At 55.8% G+C, this 15,490-nt stretch carries 18 protein-coding genes; 12 read left to right on the plus strand and 6 right to left on the minus strand.

Going from position 1 to position 15,490, the window contains the following annotated elements; genetic code table 11:
• Positions 1 to 7: 7 nt before the first annotated feature.
• A complete protein-coding gene (locus HRU87_RS01535) occupies positions 8 to 667 on the minus strand; it encodes a winged helix-turn-helix transcriptional regulator (protein WP_173493211.1) in 660 nt (219 codons plus the stop codon).
• 65 nt (positions 668 to 732) lie between these two features.
• Here HRU87_RS01535 and HRU87_RS01540 point away from each other — a divergent pair, with 65 nt between their 5' ends.
• The 5 genes from HRU87_RS01540 (at position 733) to HRU87_RS01560 (ending at position 4,464) form a co-directional block, all read left to right on the plus strand.
• Positions 733 to 987, plus strand: coding sequence for a hypothetical protein (locus tag HRU87_RS01540; protein WP_173493212.1), 255 nt, complete (start codon positions 733 to 735; stop codon positions 985 to 987).
• Between the two features lie 121 nt (positions 988 to 1,108).
• Positions 1,109 to 1,699, plus strand: a complete 591-nt coding sequence (locus HRU87_RS01545; protein WP_173493213.1) for a nitrobindin family protein — start codon at positions 1,109 to 1,111, stop codon at positions 1,697 to 1,699.
• Positions 1,692 to 2,645: a CAF17-like 4Fe-4S cluster assembly/insertion protein YgfZ gene (gene ygfZ, locus HRU87_RS01550; RefSeq protein WP_173493214.1), complete on the plus strand. Its 954-nt coding sequence runs from the start codon at positions 1,692 to 1,694 to the stop codon at positions 2,643 to 2,645. Before HRU87_RS01545 ends, ygfZ begins: the two co-directional genes overlap by 8 nt.
• Entirely contained in the window at positions 2,642 to 3,706 is a 1,065-nt protein-coding gene (locus HRU87_RS01555; RefSeq protein WP_173493215.1) for an FUSC family protein, read from the plus strand. The genes ygfZ and HRU87_RS01555 overlap by 4 nt, the downstream gene beginning before the upstream one ends.
• A gap of 11 nt (positions 3,707 to 3,717) precedes the next feature.
• Positions 3,718 to 4,464 (plus strand): phosphoglyceromutase, encoded by a 747-nt coding sequence (locus HRU87_RS01560; RefSeq protein ID WP_173493216.1) that lies wholly within the window; start codon positions 3,718 to 3,720, stop codon positions 4,462 to 4,464.
• Between the two features lie 2 nt (positions 4,465 to 4,466).
• Here the strand turns inward: HRU87_RS01560 and phoU are convergent, their stop codons facing one another.
• Positions 4,467 to 5,114 carry a phosphate signaling complex protein PhoU gene (gene phoU / locus HRU87_RS01565; RefSeq protein WP_173493217.1) on the minus strand — a complete coding sequence of 216 codons (648 nt, stop codon included), beginning with the start codon at positions 5,112 to 5,114 and terminating at the stop codon, positions 4,467 to 4,469.
• Positions 5,115 to 5,271: 157 nt separating this feature from the next.
• On the opposite strand from phoU, the gene HRU87_RS01570 reads away from it, so the two are divergent.
• Positions 5,272 to 6,351, plus strand: a complete 1,080-nt coding sequence (locus tag HRU87_RS01570; RefSeq protein WP_246247310.1) for a sensor histidine kinase — start codon at positions 5,272 to 5,274, stop codon at positions 6,349 to 6,351.
• Positions 6,352 to 7,032, plus strand: a complete 681-nt coding sequence (locus HRU87_RS01575) for a response regulator transcription factor (RefSeq protein ID WP_173493218.1) — start codon at positions 6,352 to 6,354, stop codon at positions 7,030 to 7,032.
• Here the strand turns inward: HRU87_RS01575 and HRU87_RS01580 are convergent.
• Positions 7,029 to 7,502 carry a hypothetical protein gene (locus HRU87_RS01580; RefSeq protein ID WP_173493219.1) on the minus strand — a complete coding sequence of 158 codons (474 nt, stop codon included), beginning with the start codon at positions 7,500 to 7,502 and terminating at the stop codon, positions 7,029 to 7,031. The genes HRU87_RS01575 and HRU87_RS01580 overlap by 4 nt on opposite strands.
• A gap of 94 nt (positions 7,503 to 7,596) precedes the next feature.
• Between HRU87_RS01580 and HRU87_RS01585 the strand changes: the two genes are divergently transcribed.
• The 4 genes from HRU87_RS01585 to rlmB are packed head-to-tail and all read left to right on the plus strand — an operon-like array spanning position 7,597 to position 11,588.
• Complete coding sequence (locus tag HRU87_RS01585; RefSeq protein ID WP_173493220.1) at positions 7,597 to 8,079, plus strand: CarD family transcriptional regulator; 483 nt, start codon at positions 7,597 to 7,599, stop codon at positions 8,077 to 8,079.
• A gap of 3 nt (positions 8,080 to 8,082) precedes the next feature.
• Complete coding sequence (ispD, locus tag HRU87_RS01590) at positions 8,083 to 9,195, plus strand: 2-C-methyl-D-erythritol 4-phosphate cytidylyltransferase (protein ID WP_173493221.1); 1,113 nt, start codon at positions 8,083 to 8,085, stop codon at positions 9,193 to 9,195.
• Positions 9,196 to 9,198: 3 nt separating this feature from the next.
• Entirely contained in the window at positions 9,199 to 10,602 is a 1,404-nt protein-coding gene (cysS, locus tag HRU87_RS01595; RefSeq protein ID WP_173493222.1) for a cysteine--tRNA ligase, read from the plus strand.
• Positions 10,602 to 11,588 (plus strand): 23S rRNA (guanosine(2251)-2'-O)-methyltransferase RlmB, encoded by a 987-nt coding sequence (rlmB, locus tag HRU87_RS01600; protein ID WP_173493223.1) that lies wholly within the window; start codon positions 10,602 to 10,604, stop codon positions 11,586 to 11,588. The genes cysS and rlmB overlap by 1 nt, the downstream gene beginning before the upstream one ends.
• Here rlmB and HRU87_RS01605 read toward each other — a convergent pair.
• Positions 11,585 to 12,895 carry a DUF4032 domain-containing protein gene (locus HRU87_RS01605; protein WP_173493224.1) on the minus strand — a complete coding sequence of 437 codons (1,311 nt, stop codon included), beginning with the start codon at positions 12,893 to 12,895 and terminating at the stop codon, positions 11,585 to 11,587. The genes rlmB and HRU87_RS01605 overlap by 4 nt on opposite strands.
• A gap of 6 nt (positions 12,896 to 12,901) precedes the next feature.
• Positions 12,902 to 13,975: an ABC transporter ATP-binding protein gene (locus HRU87_RS01610; RefSeq protein ID WP_173493225.1), complete on the minus strand. Its 1,074-nt coding sequence runs from the start codon at positions 13,973 to 13,975 to the stop codon at positions 12,902 to 12,904.
• A gap of 145 nt (positions 13,976 to 14,120) precedes the next feature.
• On the opposite strand from HRU87_RS01610, the gene HRU87_RS01615 reads away from it, so the two are divergent.
• The gene (locus HRU87_RS01615) at positions 14,121 to 14,972 is read left to right on the plus strand and encodes a DsbA family protein (RefSeq protein WP_173493226.1); all 852 of its coding nucleotides are present in this window, start codon (positions 14,121 to 14,123) and stop codon (positions 14,970 to 14,972) included.
• On the opposite strand, the gene HRU87_RS01620 is transcribed toward HRU87_RS01615, so the two are convergent.
• Complete coding sequence (locus HRU87_RS01620) at positions 14,973 to 15,473, minus strand: hypothetical protein (RefSeq protein WP_173493227.1); 501 nt, start codon at positions 15,471 to 15,473, stop codon at positions 14,973 to 14,975.
• Positions 15,474 to 15,490: the final 17 nt, after the last annotated feature.

The following is a 15,490-nucleotide window of genomic DNA, read 5'->3' on the forward strand; positions in this document are numbered from 1 at the left end:
AGGTTAACTATTCGCTTGCGTTGCCCTGGGGATCCAGTCGATATCCGACGTTCCTTACGGTGCCGATCAGCGATTCGTGCTCACCAAGCTTGGCTCGCAACCGCCTGACGTGAACGTCAACGGTTCTGGTTCCGCCGAAGTAGTCATAACCCCAAACCTCGCTCAACAGCTGCTCGCGGCTGAAAACCCGGTTTGGATTGTCGTTGAGGTGACGAAGCAGCTCGAATTCCTTGAATGTGAGGTCCAGGGTGCGGCCATTGATTTTTGCCGTGAAGCTGCTTTCATCGATACTCAAACCAGTGTCAACGCCGCCGCTTTGCTGTTGCCTTTGAGCCGACAGCGCCAGGCGAATTCGGGTGTCGACTTCGCCGATGCTGGCACCCTCGAGCAGAAAATCCGTAAGACCCCAGTCTTGGTTAATGGCGGCTAGCGAGCCTTCCCCGATTACCAGCACCAAAGGGGTCTGCCAGCCCGCAGCCTCAAGAATCTTGGCCACCGACTTGGCTCCAGAGAGCTGGTGGCGGCAATCCAAGAAAGTTAGATCGTGCCTGGGGGCAGCGGCAAGCTTTGCAGGATCAAAATCCACCCGGGAGATTTGGTGCCCTAAAAAGTCCAGAGCTGGAAGTGGGTTGTCTTCAGCGGGCGTTATGAGCAAAATTCCTGCCATCTACCCGCCCTTCGCTTTGCAAAATGATACCGAGCTTTTGCTTTGGGGTGGATAGAGTTCTAGGCGTGACTAAGCAGTGGGGCCAGATCGTAGCAATCTGGATTGGGGTTTTGATTTCAGGTATTGCCACCCTGGCTTTAGCCCCTGAAGGTGCCCGCTACCTGCTGTTCTCATCTATCGCAGCTGCTGCCATTGCGCTGGTGAGCATTGAGCACCTGCTTTCCTCCTCGGCCAAGGACACCGTGCGTCAGCAGGTTTATGTTTCTGCGGGAGCTTTTGCAATCTTGGCAACCCTCACGTTGATCTCCCTTCTGGGTTAGGATTTAGCCATGCTGCTCGCCATCGAAATCTTCTTCACCTCTCTGCTGGTGCTCACCTCAATCGCTATCGCCGGAGTATCCGCCCTGGTGCTTTTCAAGCTATTCAAGGGGCAGCGCTAGTTTGTTTGTCATCCCCGATGACCTTCCAATTGAGCTAACCCCGTTCACCTTCCTGATTGGTGCTTGGCGGGGCAGTGGCATCATTAGCTACTCCTCGAGCGAGTCGGATCCGACTGGAATCGAATTCACCCAGCGTTTGAGCTTCATGCCGGTTGGGTCGAGACTGGAATTTGTTTCCAATACCTTCGATGCCGCGGGAGCCCCGCTGGTTCAAGAACGCGGATTCTGGTCACTCGCTAGACCCGCTAGCCAGAGTGATGCTGGTCCTGGATTACTTCCCGGCTCCGGCGTCCCACTGCTGAGCGTTCGGGAGGACCTGGAGCTGTGGAGAAATTCTGCGGGCGGATTCGATATTGAGGCCCTGATCATTCAACCCTCGAATATCGCCGAGCTTTACTTCGGTCAAATCAAAGGTGCTCGAATTGACATTGCAACCGATGCGGTCTTGCGGTCACCCAATGCCAAGGACTACTCGGCCGGTCAGCGAATTTTTGGCCTTGTCGAAGGAGCTCTACTTTGGGCCTGGGACATGGCTGCCATGGGAAACCCCCTAAAGTCACACGCCTCTGCCAGACTGACCCGCGATGAGTAGTCACTTTGGTAACCCGCTAAACGAGCAGCGCCTCCTTCTTGAGGGCAAGGCCTATGTGGAGCGCCAGGATGAAGTTGTACTCGAGCTAACAGGTCCGACAACACTGGCCTGGCTGCACTCAATGACCTCGCAAAACCTGATCAACCTCAAGCCCGGCGACTCCGCCGAATCCCTTGTGCTCAGTCCAACCGGCCACATCGAACATCAGCTCAAGGTCATTGCAACTGACGTCGGAGCCCTCGTGATAACCGCCGCAGCGCACTCCGAGGCGCTAGTGAGTTGGCTATCGAGCATGCGCTTCAGGCACAAGATCGAGATCAAGGTGCTGGATAAGCGCGTATTTGGCTGCTTCAAAGAACTTGATGGCCGCTGCTGGATCGATCGCTTTGGTTTCGATCCAGTGGGCAGCGTTAGGTATGCGGCTGAGGCCAAACTTTTTGGCTACCGCGAGTATGTTTTGGATGCGGCACCCACTGACCTTCAGCCGGCAGGCATGCTTGCATATGAGGCGTTGCGAATAGCGGCCGGCAGGCCAGAGATTTCTGACATTGATGAGCGAACCCTGCCCCACGAGCTTGACTGGCTGGCCACTGGGGTTCACCTCTCCAAGGGCTGCTACCGAGGTCAGGAAACCGTCTCCAAAGTTCACAATCTCGGACACCCTCCCAGAAGGCTAATTCAGCTCAATCTTGAGGTGGGGGACACCCTGGCCGCCAAAGGCGAGAGCGTCTACCACCGAGATCGCGAGGTTGGAAAGATTCTTGCCGGCGGCCTGCATTTCGAGGACGGTTCGATTGCCCTAGCTTTGGTTAGCCGCGTGACGCCATTTGGTGACCTCACTGTGGCAAATCTCTCTGCAAGCCAAACCGTAGTGGTGCCTCCGGATGCTGGTAAGGTAGCCAACCTTCCAAGACCAAGCGCGTTTAAGCTCAGCGGCAAAAAATGAAGGCTGACTCTAGAGTGGTAATTCACAGAGTGGTGGATTCGCTCTGGCAAGTCATGCTGATCACGCTGGCCTCCATCACTTCCTACTCAATTGCTTTTCTAGGTTTTGGTCACCCGGTTCCCTTACTTGCAGTAACGGTTGCAATTTCATCGCTCGGCTTTGCCAGAGATACCAGGCCGGGCCGGGTAGCAACAACCGCTCTGGCCATGATTATCGGCGTTGCGCTGAGTGAAGTCTTTTTACTCACTCTGGGGCCTGGTGTTTGGCAGCTCGGGGTCCTTATTTCGCTGGCGCTTTTGATCGCCAGGGTGATTTCCCCAAATCCGGCCTTCGCAATCACCGTTGCCATCCAGGCGGTTTTGGTGCAGCTTCTCACGGCGCCAACCGGAGGTGTGTTTGCCCGGGTGATTGACGGCATAATTGGCGCCTTGGTGGCGCTACTGGTTACTGCACTCGCCCCAAGAAACCCGATCCGTTTGATCCGTAGGGACTCCAGAGCGCTCTTTGTGGTTTTCAAGAACACTTTGGCCCAGCTGCGGACGGTTCTGATTTCGGGAGACGGTCAGGCTGCGGACGATGCCCTAGCTCAAATCCGTCAAACCCAGCCACTGATCGACAACTGGAAAAGCTCTCTGGAGAGCGCCCAGGCAATTAGTCGGGTTTCCCCTTTTTACCGCTGGGCGCATAAACAGATGCGAGATCAGAAAATCCTGCTGCGAGGCATGGATCTGGCCACTCGAAACCTGAGGGTTGTTACCCGAAGAATTGATTTCCTGATGGAGGATAAGCGCTCGCGAAGAGAGTTAGCCGAACTGGTCACGCGGTTTATCGCAGCGGTGGATTTGCTGGAGCAGAGTATCGATGACTTTTCGATTCGTGCCAAGGCTCAGAAGTACCTAAAAAAACTGATTCGCGAATTGGATCCCAATTTTCCTGGATTGGAGTTGACGCTCGGTGACAAGGTCGTGCTGATGCAATTGCGCCCCATGGCGGTTGACCTCGCAATGGCAGCCGGTATGCCGGGCGAAGTCGCTCGGGGCTTGCTTCCAAAGGTTGACTAAACTTTCCTCTCATGACCTACAACCTCATCTTGCTGCGCCACGGCAACAGCGTCTGGAATCAAAAGAACCTCTTCACCGGATGGGTGGATGTTGACCTCAGCGACCTGGGTCGCCAAGAGGCCAAGCGGGCGGGAGAGCTGCTAGGACAGTCTGGACTGAAGCCCGACCTGCTCTACACCTCGGTTTTGAAGCGAGCTATCAACACCGCTCACATCGCGCTGGACCAAATCGATCGAAACTGGATTCCAACTGAGCGCACCTGGCGGCTCAATGAGCGCCACTACGGCGCGCTCCAGGGTCTAGACAAAGCAGAAACCCTCGAGAAGTATGGGGCAGAACAATTTCAAATTTGGCGTCGCAGCTATGACGTTCCACCACCACCAATTGCCGATGACAACGAATTCTCACAGGCTCATGATGAGCGCTACGCGGGCCTCGGCGCAGATCTCCCAAAGACGGAGTGCCTGAAAGATGTGCTGGTTCGTATGCTGCCCTACTGGGAGCAGAACATTTCGAAGCAGCTGGTTTCTGGTAAGACCATTCTGATTACTGCCCACGGTAACTCGCTGCGTGCTCTGGTTAAGCACCTCGATGGTGTCAGTGACGATGCGATAGCTGAGCTGAACATTCCAACTGGAATTCCGCTTCACTACAAGCTGGATGAAAACCTGAAGCCGCTGGTTGCCGGTGGGGAATACCTAGACCCTGAGGCTGCAGCTGCCGGAGCTGCCGCGGTAGCGAACCAGGGAAAGAAATAGACCTAGTTGTCAGTCCATTCGCCGGTCTGCAGGAAGCTGACCTTCGAGGAGATGTCAACCACGTGGTCCGCAAAGCGCTCAAAGTAGCGTGAGGCCAGCGTCACATCAACGGTGAACATCGCATTTTCTTTCCAGTCTGGAGCTAGCACAACCTCGAATACTCTGCGGTGCAGGCGGTCAACGGCCTCATCCTGAGCCTGGATTTCGCGGGCTAGATCCAGATCGGTGTTTGCCAGCAGCTTGGCCGCCTTGGCAACCAGTTCAAGGTCTAGTCGAGCCATGTCTTCAAAAGTCTTGCGAAGTGACTCTGGGATGGCACTTCCTGGGTAGCGGTAGCGAGCAATGGCCGCGATGTGGGAGGCGAGCGAACCCATGCGCTCCAGCGATGCCGACATTCTCAGGGCAGAAACCAATATTCTCAGGTCTCGTGCGACTGGGCTCTCGGTGGAGAGCACGCGAATCACGAGTTCATCCAAGTCCAGCGCGCGAGACTCATTTGCCTCAGCCAGCGCCAGTGCTTCGTCAGCGAGGGTCACATCTGAATTCAAAAAGGCACGAGATGCCTTGTCCATGATGGTCCCGGCAGTTTCTGCGAGAGTGATGAGCCTAATCTGAACCTCAGAAAGCTCCTGCTGGAAAATGTTTCTCATGGCCCCTCCAAATCGTTGACGTGGTCGAGAGCCTTCCAGCGGAAGAAGAATTAAAAGTTAACTTGTTGCTAACCCAACTCAAACACCGCAAGCAGTTTCTCGCTTGCTCTCTAGTCTAGAGTCGGAACAGATTAGTTAACCTGGTAAACATTGCCCAGTGCGAGAAAAGAGGTGCCGAGTGGGATTTATTGCAGCCCGCCGCGTTGCCAAAGAGGTTGAGTCTGAGTTCCAAGCTTTTCAAACTGTTGCCTCTCAGGTCGTGGACGTAATTGCAACCGCAGGGGTTGTGCTAGACCAGTTCAATAACGTGGTGCGAGCATCTCCCGGTGCCGTTCAATTTGGGCTTGTGCAAAACCGCCGCTTGATTCACGCGGCCCTTGTGAAACTCGTCGACCGCGCTCGCATTTCCTCTGGTGCGGTGAAAGAGGATGTTGTCTTGGAGACCGGACTGCGCCGAGACCAGGTCTGGGTCGATGCCAGAGCTGCAAGGTTCGGCGAAAACTACGTGATGCTGATCGTTGAAGACCGCACCGAGTCAAAAAAACTCGAGGACACCAGGCGAGACTTTGTGGCGAATGTTTCCCATGAGCTCAAAACCCCAATTGGAGCAATCGGACTGCTGGCCGAGGCAATTGTGGGAGCTGCGGATGACCCTCAGATGGTTCAGAAGTTTGCCGGTTCCATGCAGAAGGAATCCCAGCGCCTTGCAAACCTAGTGCAGGAGCTGATCCAGCTCTCTAAGGTCCAGGGTGCAAAACTCGGCGAGAACACTGTCAGTATTGACCTAGCCGCCGCCATCACCGATGCCGTGGAGCGCAACCACCTGCTGGCTGAGCAGCGCAACATCAAGGTGGTTTCAGCAGCCGAACCTGGCGTCAAAATTCGCGGGGACTACGAGATGCTGACCACCGCAATCCGAAACCTCATCGAAAACGCCATCGTCTACTCCAATCCTGGTTCACAGGTTGGAGTCGGGCTTCGTGAGGTTGAGGGCATAGCTGAAATTGCTATCACCGACTCCGGTATTGGAATCCCTGAAAGCGAGCAGGAGCGCATCTTTGAGCGCTTCTACCGGGTTGACCCCTCTCGCTCGAGGGAAACCGGTGGCACCGGGCTAGGACTTTCCATCGTCAAGCACACCGCGCTGAACCATGGCGGCGAGGTCAGATTGTTTTCCAAGGTGGGGATAGGCTCCACCTTTACGTTCCGAGTACCAATTGAAAATCAGGAGAGCTAAATGACCCGAGTATTGGTAGTTGAAGACGAAATCAACCTGAGAGAGCCGCTGGTATATCTGCTTCAGCGTGAGGGCTATGACGTCATTGAAGCGGAAGACGGCAATGCCGCTCTGGAGCTGTTCCAGAGCATGGGTGCCGATCTGGTGCTCCTGGACCTGATGTTGCCTGGGCTTTCGGGAAATGAAGTTTGCCGCGCCATCCGTGCCGAGAGCTCGGTTCCGGTAATCATGGTGACAGCCAAAGATACGGAAATCGACAAGGTTGTTGGACTTGAAATTGGTGCGGACGACTACGTGACCAAGCCCTACTCAACTCGAGAGCTCTTAGCCCGCATGAAGGCGGTTTTGCGTCGCGGAGCGGAGCCTCAGGTGGCTGAGTTTGGTGTCCTGAAGGCAGGACCGGTAGTAATGGACATCGAACGTCACGTGGTTACCGTCAACGGGGAAAAGGTTCAAATGCCTCTGAAGGAGTTTGAGCTCCTGGAGCTACTGATGGAAAACGTGAACCGAGTGCTTACGCGTGGTCAGATCATCGATCGCGTGTGGGGTTCAAACTACTTTGGTGACACCAAGACCCTGGATGTTCACGTGAAGCGCATTCGCTCCAAGATTGAGGAAGACCCTGCTCGTCCACGCCACCTGCTGACGGTTCGCGGCTTGGGTTATAAGTTCGAGGTTTAGCCCAGCGATTCCGCGTATTCGCGGTACTCGGCGAGAGCACCATCAACCACCGGAACCAAGATTTCCATTGGGTCTTGCCCCGCGTTTACGTAGACGCTGTGCATCTGGCCCGGAACTAGATCGAGCTGGAAGGCAAGCGGCTCGGTGCCGTTGTAGCCCATGTCAAATTTGCTCTCAGCGCTCACTGGGAATTCAACCCTTAGCTCTTCGCCACTGGAATCCTTGGTGGTCAAAGTTGCCAGCACATCGTTCTTGCTGGAATTCACGAATGAGCCAATCAAAACTGCCTTGCCTGAGGTTCCCTGAATCAGGATCAGGTTTCGCACCTTAAGGTCTTGGATGTCCAATTGAACGCCGTCACTTGGGGCATAGGGCTCTAGTGAGGTGACCTCTCGCGATAGCGAGCACCCGGTGAGCGCCAAAGCCGACAGGGCAATCAAGGATACGGAGGTAATTTTCTTGAGGTTCACGAGTGCTCTCCAAACGACTAAGCGAGCGCAAGTCTAGCCTAGGAAAACCCCTGTTTCTGTGGTAAACTTAGGGTTTTGGAGTCGAAAGAAGCGCATGAAATTTGAAGTTGGCGAAACTGTCGTCTATCCCCACCACGGCGCTGCTGAGATCATCGAGGTTTCTGAAAAGACCATCCGCGGAGCCACCCAGACTTATTTGAAGCTCAGAGTTGCCCAGGGCGACCTAATCATTCAGGTTCCAGCCGCCAACGTTGAGATGGTTGGCGTTAGAGACGTAATTGACAAAAAGGGCGTGCAGCAGGTTTTTGATGTACTGCGAGCCGAGTTTGTGGAAGAGCCCACCAACTGGTCCAGACGCTACAAGGCCAACCTAGAAAAGCTTGCCTCCGGAGACGTAGTGAAGGTTTCTGAGGTGGTTCGCGACCTTTGGCGCCGCGATCAGGATCGCGGCTTGAGTGCGGGTGAAAAGCGCATGCTCGCTAAGGCTCGCCAGATTTTGATTTCGGAGCTCGCGCTAGCCCGCAAGGTTGATGAGGTAAAGGCCTCGGCCGAACTCGACAAGGTATTGGCCTCCTAAAAAATGAGCGTTGCGGTGGTTTTAGTTGCCGCCGGTAACGGCGAGCGTTTGGGCCTGGGGCTTCCCAAAGCCCTGGTGCAAATTGACGGCAAAACCATCCTCGAGCATTCCCTAGAAGCTGTTTCTAGTTTTCAGCCCAATCAGCTGGTGGTCGTTGCCCACGAAGACCGAGTTCCGGAATTCCAGGAGCTGGTTCAAAACTCCTACGCTGGGAAATTTAGCGTTGTCCCCGGCGGCAGCTCTCGCCAGGGTTCGGTGGCCAACGGTCTTCAGTTGGTTGACTCCGCGCTGGTACTGGTTCACGACGCTGCTCGCTGCTTTACTCCTGCAGAGGTTTTTCACGCGGTGCAAGCGGGTTTGGAAACCTCTCCCTGCGTAATTCCCGCGCTGGCGGTCACCGACACAATCAAGCGGGTATCCGGGGATCAGGTGCTGGGCACAGAGGACCGAGACCAGCTAAGAGCTGCGCAAACTCCGCAGGGCTTCCACACCAACCTGCTAAAAGCGGCAATCGCTCAGAGCACTGAGGTTTTCACCGATGAGGCTGCACTGATGCAAAGTGCCGGACACTCCGTGAGCTTTGTGACGGGCTCCCCGCTGAGCAAGAAAATCACAACGATTGCCGATCTTGGAGAGCGCACCACCAACCAGCGCACCGGTATCGGTTCGGACGCCCACAAGTTTTCTGGGGATGGCACTCTGGTGCTTGGGTGCCTGAGCTGGGAGGGGCTTCCAAAGCTCGAGGGCCATTCAGACGGCGACTCCATCGCGCACGCGATGGTCGATGCCATGCTCTCGGCCGCGGGCCTTGGTGATATCGGAACGAACTTTGGTGTTGATCGCCCAGAGTATTCCGGTGCCAGCGGAGAGGTATTCCTTAGCGCCACCCTGGATCTAATCTCAGCCTCCGGCTACGAACTCGTAAACATCGCAGTTCAGGTGGTAGCGGACAGACCAAAGATTGGACCTCGGCGTCTTGAGCTTGAGCAAAGGCTATCGCGCATCGTAGGAGCCCCGGTTTCAATTGGTGCGACCACCACGGATGGCCTTGGTTTTCTCAGCGACTCTCGCGGCGTGGCTGCGGTTGCAACCGCGCTGCTTAGGGCGCGTGGCTAGGCTTTGACCATGAAACTTTTTGATACCCGCACCCAGGCACTGGTTGAATTTCAGCCAATTCGGCCCGGGCAGGTTGGTATCTACGTTTGCGGCCCAACAGTCCAATCTGCTCCGCACATTGGACACCTTCGGTCCGCTCTGGTTTACGACCTGATGGCCAGTTGGCTCACTCACCTTGGAAACCACGTCACCCTGGTTCGCAACGTAACTGACATTGACGACAAGGTTCTAGAAAAGGCCAAGGAGCAAAACAAAGAGTGGTTTGCGCTGGCCTACGAAAACGAGCTGGGTTTTTCCGCTGATTTTGCAAGGCTTGGAATCAATCCTCCGAGCGTTGAGCCCAGGGCCACCGGCCACATCACCCAGATGCTCGAACTGATCGATCTTCTTATCCAGCGCGGCCACGCCTATCAGGCGCTGGATGGTTCGGCGAATGTCTACTTCGATACGGCCAGCTGGCCCCAGTACGGGGAACTAACGAACCAGGATCCAGCGGACATGGAAGGGGCAGAGGTAGCCGCCGATAAGAAGCGTGCGCAAGATTTTGCCCTTTGGAAAGCCGCCAAAGACTCTGAGCCAATCTCGGCAAGTTGGAATTCAAAGTATGGACGGGGCAGACCCGGCTGGCACATCGAGTGCTCTGCCATGGCGAGCTACTACCTGGGTGAGCAGTTTGACATCCACGGTGGCGGGTTAGATCTGAGATTCCCGCACCACGAAAATGAACTCGCTCAATCACAGGCGGCCGGTCACCACTTCGCCAACCACTGGGTCCACAACTCGCTGGTGACCGTTGCGGGACAGAAGATGAGCAAGTCCCTGGGCAACTCAGTTTTCTCAGGGGACCTGTTTGCTTTGGCAAGCCCCCAGGTGGTGCGCTACTACCTGCTCTCCGCGCACTACCGCTCAGTGCTCGACTATCAGCCCAGCGTCCTGCAGGAGGCCGATGCAGCTCTTGGGAGAATTCTGGGCTTTGTTTCAAGAGCCGCTCGAGAACTCGCGCCAACGCAATTTGCTCAGGTCTCAGAACAAATTGAGCTTGATTCAGAATTCGCTGCTGCGATGAATGATGACCTAAACGTTCCTGCCGCACTTGCAGTCCTGCACGAGCTGGTGCGCTCAGGCAATGCCGACCTGGATGAAAATCGAATTCGTGAAGCCAGCTCCAAGCGCGATCAGGCGCTAAAGATGCTGGAGATATTGGGCCTATCACCCAAGCAGTGGGGAAGCGAAGTGTCAGATGAGCACCGAGCCCTCGATGCACTTATTCAAAAACTTATCGAGCAGCGCAACCTGGCCCGCGAGAGCAAAGACTGGGCCAGCGCCGATCGAATTAGGGACCAACTATCCCAGAGCGGCATTGAGCTCTCGGATTCACAAAATCAAACACACTGGAGTCTGAGCTAATGGCAAAACTGGGAAGGCCCGGCGCGGCCAAAGGTAAAAAGGGTGCAACCAAGGGTACCGGCGGCCACGGCCGCCAGGCTCTAGAGGGCAAGGGCCCAACTCCCAAGGCTGAGGACCGCCCCTACCACAAGGCATTCAAGGCCAAGCAGGCGGCTGCCAAGGGTGTAAAGCCTGCCGCAAGTGCCAGGACATCCAAGAAGGGCGAGTTCGTCTCAGGACGCTCAGGGATGGGCGCCAGGGCAATTTCTGGTGAGGTGCTCTCCGGCAGAAACTCTGTTGCCGAGGCGCTCAAGGCCAAGATTCCCGCAACCGCTCTGTTCATCGCCCAGCGCATCGAAATGGACGACCGAGTCAAGGAATCAATCGCCATCGCCAACGGCCGTGGCATTCCTCTCTCTGAGGTCACCCGCGCTGAAATCGACCGAATGACCGGTGGCGACAGCGTGCACCAGGGCATTGCCCTTCAGGTTCCCCCTTACAACTACAAGCACCCAACCGAACTGCTCGATAGAGCACTTTCGACCGGAGAGCTACCGCTGCTTGTTGCCCTTGACGGCATTACCGATCCGAGGAATCTGGGTGCAATTATCCGATCGATTGCGGCCTTCGGCGGTCACGGTGTGGTCTTGCCTCAGCGCAGAAGCGTTGGCGTTACGGCAGCTGCTTGGAAGACCAGCGCCGGAGCGGCAGCCCGAATCCCGGTGGCTCTAGCCTCAAACCTGAACCAGACCATCAAGGAATATAAGCAGCGCGGAGTTTTTGTGGTTGGGCTGGATGGTGATGGAGATGTTTCGCTGCCGAACTTCACCCTTGCTGACAAGCCCCTGTTGGTCATTGTTGGATCTGAAGGTAAGGGACTTTCTCGCCTGGTTACTGAGAACTGCGACCAAATAATTTCGATTCCGATTTCAAAGGCCACTGAGTCTCTGAATGCTGGCATCGCAGCATCGGTTGCGCTCTACCAGATTTCGAGCCAACGCTCCTAAACCCTGTCTCTCCAGTCCGAAGAATCGTCGTCGTCTTCGACCACGATTAGCCCGGAGGGGACAGCCTCAGCCAACGTGATGCTCTCGGTGGTGGTGGCGATCAGCGCCTCCTCGTCGCGACGCTTGGAGAGAATCTCGGCGACGTAGGAGCGAACAGCATCTATCAGCGGGACGTCGCTACCTTTTTTCTCAGACATGTACCAGCGGTGCTCCAGCACCTCGTGGAAAATCTCTGCGGGCTCAAGACGTCCGGTGAACTCAGCAGGAATGGCTCCAACTACCGGCTCATAAACTTCACTGAGCCACTGGTGAGCGAGCACTTCCTCATCAATGCCTGGGCGCTGATTCGCAAGGCGGTACTCGTCAATGTCGTTCAGCAGTCGCCTTGCCTGGTTCTCCTCGACGTCCAACCCGGTCAACAGCAGCAGTCTTCTGGCGTGGTGTCCGGCATCGACCACCTTGGGCTGAATCTTTACGGTGTGTAGATCCTGATCCTGGCTCATGCTGAGCTCTTCAATGTCAAAGCCGAGCTCGTTCAGTCGCTGCACCCTCCTGGAGATTCTCCAGCGTTCGGAATCCGCAAATGTTTCAATAGCGGTCAGCTCTTTCCAGAGCTCATGATATTTATCCACGATGCGCTGGCTAATTTCTCTCGGGTCCAGTTCGCTCGCGGCTTTTCCTGAGGCAACCAGATCCATCAGCTCACCCGCGATATTCACCCTGGCAATTTCAAGGTCATTCTCGCGCTGTCCATTGGAGAGTCTTGAATCGTAGAGCTGGCCAGTTTCGGCATCCACCAGATAGGCGGCAAATTTTCCGGCATCGCGCCTAAATAGCGTGTTGGAGAGCGAAACATCCCCCCAGAAAAAACCCACCAGGTGGAGGCGAACCAGCAGTAGCGCCAGGGCATCCACCAAACGCTTAGCGGTCTGCTCCCTAAGTCCCTGCGACCACATCGCTCGATAGGGAAGCGAGAACTTGAGGTGGCGGGTGATTAGAACGGCAGGAAGCTCCTCACCATTTTCATCGGCACGGTTGTTGATGATTGCAAACGGTTCAACGCAGGGGATTGAAAGCTTCTCCAGGCGGCGCAGCATTTCATACTCGCGCTTGGCTAGATCAAAAAGCGTCTCTTTGATGGCTATGACGTGATCGCCGAGGTGCGCAAAGCGCACTGTGTGACGGGAGAGCCCCTTGGGCAGCGAAGCGATGTTCTCCTTCGGCCAATTCTCCAATGGCAAATGCCACGGCAGATCCAGCAGTGCTGGTTCTGCCGTGGCAGCCGTGATGTTCAGTTGCGAGGGCATGAGGCCTTAGTTCAGGCGCTCGCCGCTCTCTGCGTCGAAGACGTGAACCGATGCGGCATCTGCCTGCAGGTGGATCTTGTCTCCGGCGCGTGGGTGGTCAATTGGGTCAACGCGAACTACCACGTTGTGCTCAGTGCCGTCTAGCGCGGCGCGTCCGTATAGGTAGCCGTCTGAACCGAGCTCTTCCACTACGTCTACGTCAACCTCTAGGCCGTGAGCGGCTGGGCTTAGCTTCTCTGGGCGAATACCCACAGTTACTCGGTTTGAAGATGCTTTGGCCAGAATCTCGCGTGAGATTGGAAGCACGGCGTCACCGAACTGCACACCACCGTCAATGATTGGTAGCTGAACCAGGTTCATCGCTGGGGAGCCGATGAAGCCGGCCACGAAGACGTTTGCTGGGCGATCGTAGAGGTTACGAGGGGTGTCCACCTGCTGCAGCAGACCGTCCTTCAAAACTGCTACGCGGTCACCCATGGTCATAGCTTCAACCTGGTCGTGGGTCACGTAAACGGTGGTTACCCCTAGGCGACGCTGGAGCGAAGCAATCTGGGTGCGGGTCTGAACACGGAGCTTGGCATCGAGGTTGGAAAGCGGCTCATCCATCAGGAACACCTGAGGCTTGCGAACAATTGCGCGGCCCATGGCGACGCGCTGGCGCTGACCACCGGAGAGTGCCTTTGGCTTGCGGTTGAGGTAAGGCTCGAGGTCCAGCAGCTTGGCTGCCTCAAGAACGCGCTCGGCGCGCTCTTCCTTCGAAACGCCGGCAATCTTCAGGGCAAAGCCCATGTTCTCTGCAACGGTCATGTGTGGGTAGAGAGCGTAGTTCTGGAACACCATTGCGATGTCGCGATCCTTTGGAGGAACATCTGTAACCTCGCGGTCTCCAATGAAAATGCCACCCTCGTTTACTTCTTCAAGACCTGCGAGCATGCGCAGGGAGGTGGACTTTCCGCAACCCGAGGGGCCAACCAGGACCAGGAACTCGCCATCCTGAATTTCCAGATTCAGCTTGTCTACAGCTGGCTTGGTTCCGCCGGGGTAAAGGCGGGTTGCATTACGAAATGACACTGATGCCATGATTTTCTCCTTCACCGGCAGGTACGTGCCGGACGATCCGTTGTGAGGGTGAACGCTCTGGTTTGGGCGAACTTTATAAGTATGGCACCTGGGTTACAATTGCCGAGCTTCGTAATCAAGCTGATACCGAAACTAGGCAGGAAAAATGACCTCTCCAAACAAGCCAACCCGTTCCGAGCAGCGCGATGCTGCTAGAGCTAAGGCCAAGGCCCTTCGCGAGGAGAACCAGAAGAAGGCCAAGCGCTCAAAGCTGATCCTTCAGGTTTCGGTTGTGCTAGTCGCGCTAGGAATTGTCGGCGGAGTCGCCGCATTGATTGCGATTGAGAATGCCAACCAGGTGGCGGCCCCGGTGGTTGACGAAGTTCCTGCCAACCTCACCGCAATGGGTGGCGTAAAGATGGGCATTGGCCTGCAAGCCTTCACCGATGAGAAGACTCCAACCGCTGAGGCGGGTGCCGAGGAAATTCCTGCTATCACCGTTTACGTCGACTACCAGTGCCCAATCTGCCAGGCTTTTGACCTACCAAACTCCGCTCAGGTTCGCTCCTGGGTTGACACCGGAGCGGCAACTCTTGAAATTCGCCCGATCTCGTTCCTCGATCGCGCCTCGCTCAATGAGTACTCCTCAAGGGCTGCGAACGCAGCCATGTGTGTTGCAAACTTTGAACCTGACAGCTACTTCGACCTGCACGAAATTTTGATGATCAACCAGCCTCAGGAGGGCACCGAGGGTCCAGATGACGACGCACTGTTCAAGGCTGCCGATGAGGCAGGTGCTGGAACCGAAGAGGTGAAGGGCTGCATCCAGGCCAAGAGCTTCGGTGACTACATCGAACAGCACACTCAGAAGGTCCTCAGTGAGCCACAGGAGGGGATCTCCGTGACGGGCACCCCGACCATCTTGGTCAACGGAGTCCAGTACACCTGGGCAACCGGAGAAGAGCTGGTCTCAGCTGAGCGCTTTGCTCAGTTTGTCCAGTCCGCAATGGCTGAGTAGTTAGGGTTTTGGGCTGATAATCGAAAGACTCAGCCCGGTCTCAATCTCAGTCTGATTTCCAAGGTTGTCTGCGAGCTTGGCCACCCAGTCGCATTCGAGCGGTTGCGTTCCTTTGGGAAGCCGTCCAATTCCCTCGAATTGAACTTCGGTTTTGGTGCCATCCCAGCGGCCCAGCCAATCGGGTGAACTGCTGATCTTGCCAAAGCCAACCTTGTATTTATTTGCACCTGAGGTCACTAGCACTAGCACGAACTCATCACCGGTTTTTGAGGTGCAGTAAAACTCGGCTTTTGAAACACTTCTTGCATCGGTGATCTTGCCGGAGTACTCAAATGTTTCCAAGCCAGCTGCTGGGTCCAGGATTTCGGTGGAAACCACGAAACTCTCGAGGGCTGGTGCCGTGCGATCGGTGGCGTAAATCAGGTAGCCGATGTAAACAACCAGGAACAGCGAGGAGTAGGTGAGAAATGTCCGAAACCATTGCCTTTGAAATAACCGCACGTTTCTAGGCTAATGCA

This window comes from Aquiluna borgnonia (assembly GCF_013283855.1).
Classification (GTDB): Bacteria; Actinomycetota; Actinomycetes; order Actinomycetales; family Microbacteriaceae; genus Aquiluna; species Aquiluna borgnonia.

Excerpts from the sequence above, each read along its gene's own strand:
- HRU87_RS01535 (WP_173493211.1), bottom strand. The coding sequence starts at position 667 with ATGGCAGGAATTTTGCTCATAACGCCCGCTGAAGACAACCCACTTCCA.
- ygfZ (WP_173493214.1), top strand. The coding sequence starts at position 1,692 with ATGAGTAGTCACTTTGGTAACCCGCTAAACGAGCAGCGCCTCCTTCTT.
- HRU87_RS01555 (WP_173493215.1), top strand. The coding sequence starts at position 2,642 with ATGAAGGCTGACTCTAGAGTGGTAATTCACAGAGTGGTGGATTCGCTC.
- HRU87_RS01560 (WP_173493216.1), top strand. The coding sequence starts at position 3,718 with ATGACCTACAACCTCATCTTGCTGCGCCACGGCAACAGCGTCTGGAAT.
- phoU (WP_173493217.1), bottom strand. The coding sequence starts at position 5,114 with ATGAGAAACATTTTCCAGCAGGAGCTTTCTGAGGTTCAGATTAGGCTC.
- HRU87_RS01575 (WP_173493218.1), top strand. The coding sequence starts at position 6,352 with ATGACCCGAGTATTGGTAGTTGAAGACGAAATCAACCTGAGAGAGCCG.
- HRU87_RS01585 (WP_173493220.1), top strand. The coding sequence starts at position 7,597 with ATGAAATTTGAAGTTGGCGAAACTGTCGTCTATCCCCACCACGGCGCT.
- ispD (WP_173493221.1), top strand. The coding sequence starts at position 8,083 with ATGAGCGTTGCGGTGGTTTTAGTTGCCGCCGGTAACGGCGAGCGTTTG.
- rlmB (WP_173493223.1), top strand. The coding sequence starts at position 10,602 with ATGGCAAAACTGGGAAGGCCCGGCGCGGCCAAAGGTAAAAAGGGTGCA.
- HRU87_RS01605 (WP_173493224.1), bottom strand. The coding sequence starts at position 12,895 with ATGCCCTCGCAACTGAACATCACGGCTGCCACGGCAGAACCAGCACTG.
- HRU87_RS01610 (WP_173493225.1), bottom strand. The coding sequence starts at position 13,975 with ATGGCATCAGTGTCATTTCGTAATGCAACCCGCCTTTACCCCGGCGGA.
- HRU87_RS01615 (WP_173493226.1), top strand. The coding sequence starts at position 14,121 with ATGACCTCTCCAAACAAGCCAACCCGTTCCGAGCAGCGCGATGCTGCT.